Source organism: Candidatus Cardinium hertigii (genome assembly GCF_003788695.1).
The window spans coordinates 1-14447 of sequence record NZ_RARA01000009.1 but is presented as its reverse complement, the minus strand read 5'-3'; the positions used below and the strand labels follow the sequence as shown (position 1 = coordinate 14447).

Genomic DNA, 14447 nt, shown 5'->3' with positions numbered 1-14447 from the left:
GTAGAGCGACAAACGCAAAAAGGTATTATAATAGGCAAACAAGGAGGGGCGTTAAAAACGTTAGGCATAGAAGCTAGGATAGCATTGGAACACTTTTTTAAGAAAAAAATCTTTTTAGCACAGCATGTTAAAGTTACTCCGAATTGGCGTAAAAATGCGTTGCTACTGAATAAGTTTGGCTACCCAAATCTATCAAAAAAAACATAGGTAACCGAAAATGGGGCAGAAATTATATTATCCCTTCACTGGCCTAGCAGCAATGTTTTATAGATTATAGCATATTACTAATATTTAATAATTAATAATTTTATCCATTTTAAAAAAAACTATTTCTTTTAAAAAAAACTATTTCTTTTAAAGCGCAGCCAGCTTTTCAAAGACGAAGAGTAGGCTCAAACAGGCTGATTTTCTAACATCTTGCAGCCTTTCTTTTCTACTCACAGCTTTCTTCAAGGCGCATTTTTTATAAACTTACATTATTGCGCTATTTTTCAATCTTGCGAAGATGAACAGATACCTACATGCTGGGACTAAATAACTATTTTAATATTTCTACTGCATAAAGTCTTTATTGCCTCTTTATTTTTGATAAGGTTATTAGATAAATCAAGTGTACATAACTGATTTAGATTTAGGTTCGTTGCATCAAAAGTTGTAAGTTGATTCTTAGATAAATGAAGATATTTTAACTGATTTAGATTCTCTACAACAAAAGTTGTAAGTTGATTATTAGATATATAAAGCTTTTCTAACTGATTTAGGTTCACTACAACAACAGTTGTAAGTTTATTATTAGATAAATAAAGCTCTCCTAACTGATTTAGGTTCGCTACATCAAAATTTGTAAGTTTATTATTAGATAAATTAAGCTTTATTAACTGATTTAGGTTCGTTACATTAACAGCTGTAAGTTTATTATTAGATAAATGAAGATATATTAACTGATTTAGCTTCGCTACATCAACAGCTGTAAGTTTATTATGAGATAAATCAAGATATCTTAACTGATTTAAGTTCGTTATATCAACAATTGTAAGTTGATTATGAGATAAATCAAGATATCTTAACTGATTTAAGTTCGTTATATCAACAATTGCAAGTTGATTATGAGATAAATTAAGATTTTGTAACTGATTTAGGGTCGCTACATTAACAGTTGTAATTTGATTATGAGATAAATTAAGCCTTCTTAAGTTATCTCTGGTATCCTCAGAGAGCACCGATAAAAATAGATTTAAATCATTATTATTTAATCTTAAGTTAGATAAACCAAGAGCAGTCACGTTTGTTTTATCTGTATGTAGTAATTTAAGAGATCTTAATGGTGTTTCCTGATCCCTCAACCGCCCCACCAAGTTTATTAGGGGACGCATGTGACGAATATCCATAGGGCCACGGTAACAAACATGTCTTATCCCAAATCTTATTACAAAATCACATCCTGCCTCAAAATGTGCATCATTACGGCCATCAATAATGTAAGGCTGGTTCTCATTATATTTTCTCCTCTTTACTACTTTTTTGGAAATAGCTTGAAATTGTCTATTAACCTCACATAAAAGATCTTTCTTTTCATCATTAGACGTGAACTGTACAATCTCTTCCCAGGTTTCAGTTGGTATGGGTAGTTTTAACGCTCTTACACACTCCCANTTCGCTACATCAAAATTTGTAAGTTTATTATTAGATAAATTAAGATATCTTAACTGATTTAGATTCGGATTTAGGTTCGCTATATCAAAATTTGTAAGTTTATTATTAGATAAATTAAGCGTTATTAACTGATTTAGGTTCGCTACATCAAAATTTGTAAGTTTATTATTAGATAAAATAAACTTACCACCAGGTAGCAGAGTATATGCAGATAAGGGCTATAGCGGCTCACCTAATGAAACATTATTAAAGAAAAAAAAGTTAAAATCAGCTATTCAGAAGAAGGCTACTAAGCATAATCCTTTATCAGCTACCGCTAAGCGGTTTAATAAATTGTATCCGTTCAGTGGTATGGCTATAATTAATTATCAACTAAAAAATTGAAGTAAAGATATTTATAAGCAATTGTTCAATACATATGTACTTTATAAAAGTGCTGTTAATGAACTTTAAAAACAAAACGTTAAAAATTATTTTTTGGGTAAAATATAAAATAAATATATCATTAGGTATTTTTTATTCTGAATTTCAGCACCCTGCCACACCACTGAACGGATACAATAAATTAGTAGCTAAGACTCGCTATAAGGTAGAACGTGTATTTGGTAGTATAAAAAGTTGGTTCCGAAGTTCGGGAGCCCGCTATATAGGTATTGATAAAATGCATACACAACATCTTNAAAGTAAACTTACCACCAGGTAGCAGAGTATATGCAGATAAGGGCTATAGCGGCTCACCTAATGAAACATTATTAAAGAAAAAAAAGTTAAAATCAGCTATTCAGAAGAAGGCTANCAGCACCCTGCCACACCACTGAACGGATACAATAAATTAGTAGCTAAGACTCGCTATAAGGTAGAACGTGTATTTGGTAGTATAAAAAGTTGGTTCCGAAGTTCGGGAGCCCGCTATATAGGTATTGATAAAATGCATACACAACATCTTATGGAAGCAATAGCTTATAACTTATACAGGTCCCCAAATATCATTTTAAAAGGTTGCTAGGGGAATGGTCTATCCAAAATGAACTAAAAGCATCTAAAAATCAATACTGTCGGCCTGTTGCAACGGCCTCGAAGGGAAAAACCATCTGCTGCAATAAGTCTGTACCCCTTCCATGTGCCATAGGTAGGATCATTTTGGTAAGCTATGCGAATGCTGTCTTCCAATAATTCTTTAAATCCAGTATGAGAAAGTTTATACCTTGCTTTGGAAAAAGCTTGCTTGGATGGAGGAATTTTGTACGTTAATGGTTCCATAAGTTCACACTCTATGCCTAAACTTCGCTTAACTAGCTTTAAAATAGTGGAAAATACTATTGGAAAAGTAAGTTTCCTTCTGCGTGTGAACATATGGCCGCCTTTGGAATGGATAGTCTGAAATATGGCTGAATACAATTTATCTTTAATTTCCGAAATAAAATTTTCCCCTAAAAACTCTTGCATAAAAAAATGTATCATACACTTTTTTATGAAATAATAAAAAAAAAATTTATTCGCTAAATAAGAAGCCATGTAGCAAATGTAAAAAAATATCCTATTCTACTTGGTTATCAATAATAGTTAAACCTTAAGTTGACGCCATTGTTCGTTCACGTGCGTGGCAGAAATATTTTCTAAGAACAAAGTAGAAAATCAATAGAAAGCTTGTTACATAATACAAATAATTCATTGTTTAGCTGTACACGGTATTGTTGGGAAAGGGTAGGAATGGCCATCTGTTCCTCATGATCCACAATGGAGATCTTTACAAGATATTTCCCTGGATAACGTTTTAGACCACTTTCTAATGCGTTGACCAATTGTGTATTTATATGGCGCTGTGCTAGTTTTAGGTGTATGCCTTTGGTCATTTTTGGCCGTATATCTCTTAATAGGCTAATGGTTTGTGGCTTAAATACTTGTATATCTTGGTTGCGATAACGCGTGCTGATATTCCCTGTTAAAAACAGTAATTGGTCCGTTTCTAATAGATGTTTGTGTTTTAAGTAGTCTTCTCCAAAAAGTGCAAATGTTAGGGATCCATGATAATCAGCTAAGGTCAGTAAAGCAAAGGCATTGCCCTTACTATCCTGTTTTATAATACAAGCGGTAAGGATACCAGCGATGGATACTACTTTTCGAATAGAAGTTAATATATTTTTTGTAGTTACATTACAAAAGCTTGCCATATCAATTTTAAATGCATCTAATGGATGACCCGAAATATAAAAACCAACCAGCTCTTTCTCTATACGCAATTGTTCTAATGGCTCATAAGGCGCACAACCCACTGGCTCCGGTTTTTTAATTTGGCTGTAAGCACTAGCTGCAAAAAGGGATTGCCCTATCTCTATCCGTTCTTTTTTAATATGATTGCCATACTGTATAATTTTTTCTACAAAACTACCACCGACTGCTTCATAGACATATTGCTTTCTGTGTGTTCCTTTAAAGGAATCAAAAGCACCGGATAGCGCAAGGCACTCTATTGTTTTTTTGCCTACTGCTTTTAGATCTATGGATTCCACAAAATCATAAATATCCTTAAAAGGGCCCTGTGCCTTTCTGGTTTGTATAATAGCGGTAACAGCAGCATCACCCGTGCCTTTTATAGCACCTAATCCAACTCTTATTTCTTTATGCAGATTAGCACTAAAATTTATCTGACTCTCATTTATATCAGGTCCCAATATAGCAATGCCTTGTTGACGGCTTTCTTCCATAAAAAAAGATATTTTTTCAATATCTCCTTGGTTATGGGTTAAGACAGCTGCCATATATTCGGTAGGATAATTGGCCTTTAAATAAGCCGTTTGGTAGGCAATTAGGGAATAGGCTGCTGAATGAGAACGATTAAACCCATACTGCGCAAATTTTTCCATAATGTCAAAAACAGCTAATGCTTTTTCCTTAGAAATGTTGTGTTCTTTAGCTGCTCCTGCCACAAAAATATCTCGCTGCATAGCCATCTCTGCTGTCTTTTTTTTACCCATAGCCCTTCGCAACAAATCAGCTCCACCCAAGGTATAACCTGCCATGTGCTGTGCCGTTTGTATGATTTGCTCTTGGTAAATCATGATGCCATAGGTGGATTTTAGAATATCTTCTAAAAGAGGATGAGGGTATTCAATGGGTTCTATACCATGTTTACGGGCAATAAAATTGGGGATAAACTGCATAGGGCCTGGTCTATAAAGGGAATTCATGGCAATAAGCTCTTCCATAGTAGTCGGTTGTAATTTAATCAACCATTGACGCATCCCTTCTGATTCAAACTGGAAGGTTCCTTTGGTATTACCGGTTTGGTAAAGTTTAAAAGTTATCGGGTCATCTAATGGAATAAGATCAATATCTATAGAAATGCCTCTATTCTGTTCGATCAATAATAATGCATCTTTAATGATACTAAGCGTCTTTAGCCCCAAAAAATCCATTTTCAACATACCCATCTGCTCCAAAACAGCCCCATCATATTGGGTAACTAGCAGACCAGAATTTTTATCTGTTTTAACAGGAATATAATTCAGCAAATCATCAGGCGCTATGATCATGCCTGCGGCATGGATACCTGTATGACGGACTACCCCCTCTAATGTTTCAGCTAAGGCAAGCACTTGCCCTTCTGATGTAGTAATAGCTTTTTTTATGGCAGCCAGTTCAGCTACCTCTTCAAAGGCTTCCGCTAACGTAATGCCTAATTTATCTGGAATGCGCTTCGCTATATAATTGGCACGTGCCAGGGGCATACCCAATACACGTGCTACATCCCGTATAGCAGATTTAGCAGCCATGCTGCCAAAAGTAATAATGGAGGCTACTTGACTTTTGCCATATTTTTCAACTACATAATCAATTACTTTTTTACGTCCTTCATCATCAAAATCCACATCTATATCGGGCATAGAAACCCGTTCTGGGTTAAGAAAGCGTTCAAATAGCAAATTATAGCGCAAAGGGTCTACTTTCGTAATACCTATACAAAAAGCTACGAGAGAACCTGCTATAGAACCTCTCCCCGGTCCTACTATAACGCCTAATCGTGTAGCGGCATCAATAAAATCTTGCACAATTAAAAAATAACTGGCAAAATTTGTCTGCATAATGGTAGCCAATTCATAATTGAGCCTACTTTCTACTTCTACAGAAATGGTTCCATATTTGGAACGGGCACCAGAAAAAGTTAAATGCTTTAGGTAAAGATTTGGGTCTGTAAATCCATCTGGAAGACTAAAAATAGGCAAAAGGATATCCCGTGCCAGACAAGGGGTTTCTATCCTTTCTACCAATGCTATTGTATTGGTAATGGCAGCTGGTATATCTGCAAAAAGCAATGCCATCTCTACTGGAGACTTTAAAAAAAACTGATCGTTGCTAAATCGCATGCGATTGGGATCATGATAATCTTGTCCGGTCTGCAAACAAAGTAGCACATCCTGCGCAACACTATCCTGCTTCGTAATGTAATGCACATCATTCGTAGCAATGATCTTCACATCATATTTCTTAGCCCAATGGAGCAGGACTGGATTGCAAATATTTTGCTCTTTAATATTATGTCTTTGAATTTCAATATAATAATCTTCTCCAAATAGATCTAGCCATTCTAAAAATAGTTTTTCTGCAGCTGCTTCTCCATATTGGATAATGGCTCTAGGGATCTCTGCACCTAAGCAACAGGTAGTAGCTATTAATCCCTCTTTATACTGTTTAAGTAAGGCTTTATCAATTCGTGGTTTATAATAATAGCCTTCTAAAAACCCCAAGGAGCAAAGTTTGATAAGGTTCTGATAGCCTATAGCATTTTTGGCAAGTAATAATTGGTGGTAACGGGTTTTATCTTTATGGTCATGCCTATTAGGTGCCATATACATTTCGCATCCTATAATGGGCTTAACCTTTTCCTTTGCTGCAGCTGCTACAAAATGGGGAACCCCAAACATATTGCCATGATCTGTAATGGCCAATGCCTGCATACCCAACTGTTTAGTGGCTGCTACCAAACTTTTTACCTTAGCTGCGCCATCCAGCAGAGAATATTCGGTATGGCAATGCAAATGGCAAAAATCGTGCATAATGGTATGGAAATGGTAGGCATACTACTGTAACCGTAGCTTGTAAAAAGCCCTTAAAATGCGCACAATATCTCCCCTATTTCTTTCTATTCACTATGAAAGGGTTATGCATGATCTATTTAAAGAAATAAGGGTACTTTAATTTGTGTATAAGTTTTCTTTATTTGTGTATAAGTTGTCTCTATTTTGGGTAGACCAAAAAGTAACTCCGTTTAAAAAGAGTAACAAAAAGGCGACAGGATAATGGGCTACAAACCAAAATATCAACCAACATTGGGAGCCATTGTATCGGATATAATACGTTTTTTCGCCCTTCACAAAACGGCCATTTAAAAAAAATAATATGAGCGCTACACGAAAAAAAATAATAACCCAAAAAAGTAGCCATCCCTTTGAGCCTGCATAATGAAACCCGATTTTATTGTTGTTTTCAACCATAATAATTTATTAAGTATTACGTATGTATTATACTATTTGATTTCCGTTAAAAGTAACTTTGCAAAAGACAAAGGTACTCGTTTTTGTGTGATTTACAAACATTCCGATCCAAAACTCCCAAGTTATCAATAATAGTTAAACCTTAAGTTGACGCCATTGTTCGTTCACGTGCGTGGCAGAAATATTTTCTAAGAACAAAGTAGAAAATCAATAGAAAGCTTGTTACATAATACAAATAATTCATTGTTTAGCTGTACACGGTATTGTTGGGAAAGGGTAGGAATGGCCATCTGTTCCTCATGATCCACAATGGAGATCTTTACAAGATATTTCCCTGGATAACGTTTTAGACCACTTTCTAATGCGTTGACCAATTGTGTATTTATATGGCGCTGTGCTAGTTTTAGGTGTATGCCTTTGGTCATTTTTGGCCGTATATCTCTTAATAGGCTAATGGTTTGTGGCTTAAATACTTGTATATCTTGGTTGCGATAACGCGTGCTGATATTCCCTGTTAAAAACAGTAATTGGTCCGTTTCTAATAGATGTTTGTGTTTTAAGTAGTCTTCTCCAAAAAGTGCAAATGTTAGGGATCCATGATAATCAGCTAAGGTCAGTAAAGCAAAGGCATTGCCCTTACTATCCTGTTTTATAATACAAGCGGTAAGGATACCAGCGATGGATACTACTTTTCGAATAGAAGTTAATATATTTTTTGTAGTTACATTACAAAAGCTTGCCATATCAATTTTAAATGCATCTAATGGATGACCCGAAATATAAAAACCAACCAGCTCTTTCTCTATACGCAATTGTTCTAATGGCTCATAAGGCGCACAACCCACTGGCTCCGGTTTTTTAATTTGGCTGTAAGCACTAGCTGCAAAAAGGGATTGCCCTATCTCTATCCGTTCTTTTTTAATATGATTGCCATACTGTATAATTTTTTCTACAAAACTACCACCGACTGCTTCATAGACATATTGCTTTCTGTGTGTTCCTTTAAAGGAATCAAAAGCACCGGATAGCGCAAGGCACTCTATTGTTTTTTTGCCTACTGCTTTTAGATCTATGGATTCCACAAAATCATAAATATCCTTAAAAGGGCCCTGTGCCTTTCTGGTTTGTATAATAGCGGTAACAGCAGCATCACCCGTGCCTTTTATAGCACCTAATCCAACTCTTATTTCTTTATGCAGATTAGCACTAAAATTTATCTGACTCTCATTTATATCAGGTCCCAATATAGCAATGCCTTGTTGACGGCTTTCTTCCATAAAAAAAGATATTTTTTCAATATCTCCTTGGTTATGGGTTAAGACAGCTGCCATATATTCGGTAGGATAATTGGCCTTTAAATAAGCCGTTTGGTAGGCAATTAGGGAATAGGCTGCTGAATGAGAACGATTAAACCCATACTGCGCAAATTTTTCCATAATGTCAAAAACAGCTAATGCTTTTTCCTTAGAAATGTTGTGTTCTTTAGCTGCTCCTGCCACAAAAATATCTCGCTGCATAGCCATCTCTGCTGTCTTTTTTTTACCCATAGCCCTTCGCAACAAATCAGCTCCACCCAAGGTATAACCTGCCATGTGCTGTGCCGTTTGTATGATTTGCTCTTGGTAAATCATGATGCCATAGGTGGATTTTAGAATATCTTCTAAAAGAGGATGAGGGTATTCAATGGGTTCTATACCATGTTTACGGGCAATAAAATTGGGGATAAACTGCATAGGGCCTGGTCTATAAAGGGAATTCATGGCAATAAGCTCTTCCATAGTAGTCGGTTGTAATTTAATCAACCATTGACGCATCCCTTCTGATTCAAACTGGAAGGTTCCTTTGGTATTACCGGTTTGGTAAAGTTTAAAAGTTATCGGGTCATCTAATGGAATAAGATCAATATCTATAGAAATGCCTCTATTCTGTTCGATCAATAATAATGCATCTTTAATGATACTAAGCGTCTTTAGCCCCAAAAAATCCATTTTCAACATACCCATCTGCTCCAAAACAGCCCCATCATATTGGGTAACTAGCAGACCAGAATTTTTATCTGTTTTAACAGGAATATAATTCAGCAAATCATCAGGCGCTATGATCATGCCTGCGGCATGGATACCTGTATGACGGACTACCCCCTCTAATGTTTCAGCTAAGGCAAGCACTTGCCCTTCTGATGTAGTAATAGCTTTTTTTATGGCAGCCAGTTCAGCTACCTCTTCAAAGGCTTCCGCTAACGTAATGCCTAATTTATCTGGAATGCGCTTCGCTATATAATTGGCACGTGCCAGGGGCATACCCAATACACGTGCTACATCCCGTATAGCAGATTTAGCAGCCATGCTGCCAAAAGTAATAATGGAGGCTACTTGACTTTTGCCATATTTTTCAACTACATAATCAATTACTTTTTTACGTCCTTCATCATCAAAATCCACATCTATATCGGGCATAGAAACCCGTTCTGGGTTAAGAAAGCGTTCAAATAGCAAATTATAGCGCAAAGGGTCTACTTTCGTAATACCTATACAAAAAGCTACGAGAGAACCTGCTATAGAACCTCTCCCCGGTCCTACTATAACGCCTAATCGTGTAGCGGCATCAATAAAATCTTGCACAATTAAAAAATAACTGGCAAAATTTGTCTGCATAATGGTAGCCAATTCATAATTGAGCCTACTTTCTACTTCTACAGAAATGGTTCCATATTTGGAACGGGCACCAGAAAAAGTTAAATGCTTTAGGTAAAGATTTGGGTCTGTAAATCCATCTGGAAGACTAAAAATAGGCAAAAGGATATCCCGTGCCAGACAAGGGGTTTCTATCCTTTCTACCAATGCTATTGTATTGGTAATGGCAGCTGGTATATCTGCAAAAAGCAATGCCATCTCTACTGGAGACTTTAAAAAAAACTGATCGTTGCTAAATCGCATGCGATTGGGATCATGATAATCTTGTCCGGTCTGCAAACAAAGTAGCACATCCTGCGCAACACTATCCTGCTTCGTAATGTAATGCACATCATTCGTAGCAATGATCTTCACATCATATTTCTTAGCCCAATGGAGCAGGACTGGATTGCAAATATTTTGCTCTTTAATATTATGTCTTTGAATTTCAATATAATAATCTTCTCCAAATAGATCTAGCCATTCTAAAAATAGTTTTTCTGCAGCTGCTTCTCCATATTGGATAATGGCTCTAGGGATCTCTGCACCTAAGCAACAGGTAGTAGCTATTAATCCCTCTTTATACTGTTTAAGTAAGGCTTTATCAATTCGTGGTTTATAATAATAGCCTTCTAAAAACCCCAAGGAGCAAAGTTTGATAAGGTTCTGATAGCCTATAGCATTTTTGGCAAGTAATAATTGGTGGTAACGGGTTTTATCTTTATGGTCATGCCTATTAGGTGCCATATACATTTCGCATCCTATAATGGGCTTAACCTTTTCCTTTGCTGCAGCTGCTACAAAATGGGGAACCCCAAACATATTGCCATGATCTGTAATGGCCAATGCCTGCATACCCAACTGTTTAGTGGCTGCTACCAAACTTTTTACCTTAGCTGCGCCATCCAGCAGAGAATATTCGGTATGGCAATGCAAATGGCAAAAATCGTGCATAATGGTATGGAAATGGTAGGCATACTACTGTAACCGTAGCTTGTAAAAAGCCCTTAAAATGCGCACAATATCTCCCCTATTTCTTTCTATTCACTATGAAAGGGTTATGCATGATCTATTTAAAGAAATAAGGGTACTTTAATTTGTGTATAAGTTTTCTTTATTTGTGTATAAGTTGTCTCTATTTTGGGTAGACCAAAAAGTAACTCCGTTTAAAAAGAGTAACAAAAAGGCGACAGGATAATGGGCTACAAACCAAAATATCAACCAACATTGGGAGCCATTGTATCGGATATAATACGTTTTTTCGCCCTTCACAAAACGGCCATTTAAAAAAAATAATATGAGCGCTACACGAAAAAAAATAATAACCCAAAAAAGTAGCCATCCCTTTGAGCCTGCATAATGAAACCCGATTTTATTGTTGTTTTCAACCATAATAATTTATTAAGTATTACGTATGTATTATACTATTTGATTTCCGTTAAAAGTAACTTTGCAAAAGACAAAGGTACTCGTTTTTGTGTGATTTACAAACATTCCGATCCAAAACTCCCAAACAACTTATCCTGAAGAAGGGTGAAAGACGGGATTCGAACCCGCGACCCTTGGCACCACAAACCAATGCTCTAACCAGCTGAGCTACATTCACCATACAGGTAAAAATAAGCAATTATTAATAATTACTTATGCGCAATGGCTACTTTTCAGTAAAAAATGGATCATCTTCCTGGCTCACATATTGTTTTTGTCTTTGCATGATGCTTAACATGCGCTTAGCAGATCCATATTTTTTTAAATAAAAATAATTATAATACAAAGCTTGTGTAATCGTTTTATCTTTTTTGTTTTGCATATAAGCCATTTCTAGATAATGCAAAGATTTGGCTAAAAATCTTTCTAATTCTATTATAGTTTGAACCCGATTATAACACAATAATTCAACTGCAATTTTTTTGGCAATATACCTATATAATGTACTCGTATCATCTAGACTATCTGCTTTTATTCTATCACTTATACGCAAGTTGCCTATCCCACTAGATTGCATCAAAGGGCCATCATGTACTACAAATGTAGTACTAGAAAAAAATGGATGCACGCTGTACATTACTATTTTCTCAGTTAAGGCAGTACCTAAAGGATAGCTAAACGGCTGCTTGACATTTACGCCAATCAAGCTCCATAAATCTTCAGTTATGCCCCCTCCCGTGCCCAATTGCTTTATTTGTCCATCTAATTTCTGAACAATTGCATATGCTTTTATGGCTTCATTATAAAATAATAAGCCCATTTGACGCAAGGTATTATGCTGATTAGGCTTAAGTTTTAAAATTTGTTGGTAATAAGAAATAGCCTCTTCTATACGTCCCTGATTTTCGAGAAAATAAGCATAGGCATAACAGCTCTCTACTTCTTTATTTTTATTCGAAACTACAGTAGCTAAAGAAGCTTCATACTCCTCTATTTTATTAGCATCTTTATATATGAGGAGCTTTTCTTCTAACAATTCATTATGTAAAGGAAAGGTCACAAGTGTTGTATCGAGAAGGGTAATAGCTTCATCAAATTTTTTAAGCTTATTATATTGAATATCAGCCATAGCTCTAAAAACAGCCGGATATGCCTCTTTATTTTGCACAGAACCTTTATCTTGTAAATAATCGCTATAATAGCGCAGTGCCTCTTCTGGCTTATCATTATTGTGATAAACAATAGCTGTATACAACAATGGCGTAGGCTCTTCCGGTATAATACGTCTACAAACAGCAAAGTGATCTACTGCTTGATCAAAAGATTCTTGTAAAGAATAGGCAATGCCCTTTTCTAAATAATAATTCCATAGGGCTGCAATATTGCCAAGTGCAAAACTATGAAACTGGCTACTCAGCACGCTTAATTTTTTAGCTTCTTCATAGGCTGCAAGTGCTTCGTTTAATAAATCTGGTGCGGCTTGCGAAGTAATCTGTTCTCTTAATAATTGATCATAAATAACCCCTCGATAGTACCAAGTAGCAGGATGCTTAACCAGTTTTCTATCTTTAATGGCTTTATCTATACCCAAACGGGCCTGCTCTGCTTTAGTGGGCTCATTTTGGGGGGCATCCTCCACTGCATTAGGGGCACCCTCCACTGCATTAGGGGTACCCTCTACTGCATTGGGGGTACCCTCTACTGCATTGGCAGAACTAGATGCTTCAGATGAAACAGATGCGGGCTCATTTTTAGGAGCTTCCTCCGATACTTGCTCCGGTACTACAACCGGAGCTTCTTCTGCATCACCAGTTGGTGATGCAGAAGTATCAATAGGAAGCGCATCCTTACATTTATCATTGGCCTTGTTTAGTTTAGCTTTTGGGTTAGCTTTTTTTTTCTTATGTTTTCCTTCAAAGGTCTGAACAATTTTTGCTATAGTTTTGGGTATAGCAAAAGCGTTATGTGGTATCACACATATAATCAGAAAGAACCATAATATAATATACATACCTACATGTCCCTTATTATATCATATATACCATAAACCGTTCCACTCAACTAAATACTGTCCTCCTCTTCCTCTTCTTCCTCTTCTTCCTCTTCACTTTCTAGCTCTTCTTGGTCATCTTCATTAAATAAGGAAAACCCTTCTTCTAGATCCTCATCAGACACTACTTCCTCTTCTTCCAGTAGGTCTTCATCTTCTTCCTCATAGTCTAATGTATATTCGTCGTCTAGCATCATCATATTTATTGCATTTGATTGTGAATTTTTATCCATTTCATAGGTCATGGTATTTTCTTGCCCTAGTAGGTTACCTACCATTGCTGTTCCATCCATTAACCCACCTACTCCTTCTAATATATCTATTTTAGCTACAGAAGCAATTTTATCATTTTGCCCCAACCGAATCAACCTTACGCCTTGCGTAGCCCTGCCTATAAGAGGTAATTTACCTACTTCAATTCGAATAATCACCCCCGATTGGTTAATGATCATTAATTCATCCTGATTTTTTACCGCATGAATGGCTACCAGTTTACCAGTTTTTTCAGTAATGTGGATGGTTTTTACGCCTTTTCCACCTCTTTTGGTAATACGATAATCATCTAGAGAAGACCTTTTACCATAACCATGTTCAGAAACCACTAATAAATCTAATTTCTTATGGGTTATATCTGATACAGGTAAACAAGCCATGCCCATCACACGATCCGTTACATGGGCTAGCGTTATACCTCGCATACCAGAGGAAACGCGCCCCATGGGGCGCACATCTTGTTCATTAAACTGAATGGCTCTACCAGATTCAAGCGCCAACACAATGCGGTTATCCCCATTGGTTAATTTAACATCTAAAAGGCAATCTCCCGCTCGGATAATAATGGCATGAATGCCATTGGCACGTGGCGTAGCATATGCACGAAGCGGCGTTTTTTTAATAATACCTTGTCTCGTACACATAATTACATAGTTATTATCTACATAATCATCATTTTTTAAATCTCTAACCTGAATAATACTACGCACCTGATCGCCAGACGCTATATTAATTAAATTTTGTATAGCTTTTCCTTGGGTTGCTTTTTTAGTTTCTGGTATGGTATACACTTTGATCCAATAGATCTTACCATATTCTGTAAATATAAGCAAGTATTGATGTGCAGTTGCTATAAATAGGTTAGCAGTAAAATCATCC

6 protein-coding genes, 1 tRNA gene and 3 pseudogenes are annotated in these 14447 nt (G+C 36.3%); 3 read left to right on the top strand and 7 right to left on the bottom strand.

Annotation, left to right across the window (positions count from 1 at the left end):
* A partial coding sequence (locus EDM02_RS00255) for a KH domain-containing protein (protein WP_184891043.1) occupies positions 1 to 207 on the top strand: 207 nt, incomplete at its 5' end.
* 323 nt (positions 208 to 530) lie between these two features.
* Here the strand turns inward: EDM02_RS00255 and EDM02_RS00250 are convergent.
* Positions 531 to 1388: a leucine-rich repeat domain-containing protein gene (locus EDM02_RS00250; protein WP_123662143.1), complete on the bottom strand. Its 858-nt coding sequence runs from the start codon at positions 1386 to 1388 to the stop codon at positions 531 to 533.
* A 427-nt stretch (positions 1389 to 1815) separates the two neighbouring features.
* Between EDM02_RS00250 and EDM02_RS00245 the strand changes: the two are divergent.
* Positions 1816 to 1980 (top strand): annotated as a pseudogene (locus tag EDM02_RS00245) (IS5-like element ISCca3 family transposase); the annotation flags it as partial.
* Positions 1981 to 2327: 347 nt separating this feature from the next.
* Positions 2328 to 2659, top strand: a pseudogene (locus EDM02_RS00235) (transposase); the annotation flags it as partial.
* Between the two features lie 68 nt (positions 2660 to 2727).
* Here the strand turns inward: EDM02_RS00235 and EDM02_RS00230 are convergent.
* From EDM02_RS00230 to EDM02_RS00200, 6 genes and pseudogenes are all read right to left on the bottom strand, one after another.
* Positions 2728 to 3099, bottom strand: a pseudogene (locus EDM02_RS00230) (IS4-like element ISWosp8 family transposase); the annotation flags it as partial.
* Between the two features lie 170 nt (positions 3100 to 3269).
* Positions 3270 to 6707 (bottom strand): DNA polymerase III subunit alpha, encoded by a 3438-nt coding sequence (gene dnaE / locus EDM02_RS00225; RefSeq protein ID WP_123662141.1) that lies wholly within the window; start codon positions 6705 to 6707, stop codon positions 3270 to 3272.
* Between the two features lie 626 nt (positions 6708 to 7333).
* On the bottom strand, positions 7334 to 10771 hold the full coding sequence (gene dnaE / locus EDM02_RS00220; protein WP_123662141.1) for a DNA polymerase III subunit alpha: 3438 nt from the start codon (positions 10769 to 10771) through the stop codon (positions 7334 to 7336).
* A gap of 577 nt (positions 10772 to 11348) precedes the next feature.
* A tRNA-His gene (locus tag EDM02_RS00215) sits at positions 11349 to 11424 on the bottom strand.
* A gap of 47 nt (positions 11425 to 11471) precedes the next feature.
* The gene (locus tag EDM02_RS00210; protein WP_184891042.1) at positions 11472 to 13220 is read right to left on the bottom strand and encodes a tetratricopeptide repeat protein; all 1749 of its coding nucleotides are present in this window, start codon (positions 13218 to 13220) and stop codon (positions 11472 to 11474) included.
* An 86-nt stretch (positions 13221 to 13306) separates the two neighbouring features.
* Positions 13307 to 14447 (bottom strand): DNA gyrase C-terminal beta-propeller domain-containing protein (locus tag EDM02_RS00200; protein WP_317614968.1); only part of this gene is annotated, 1141 nt, incomplete at its 5' end.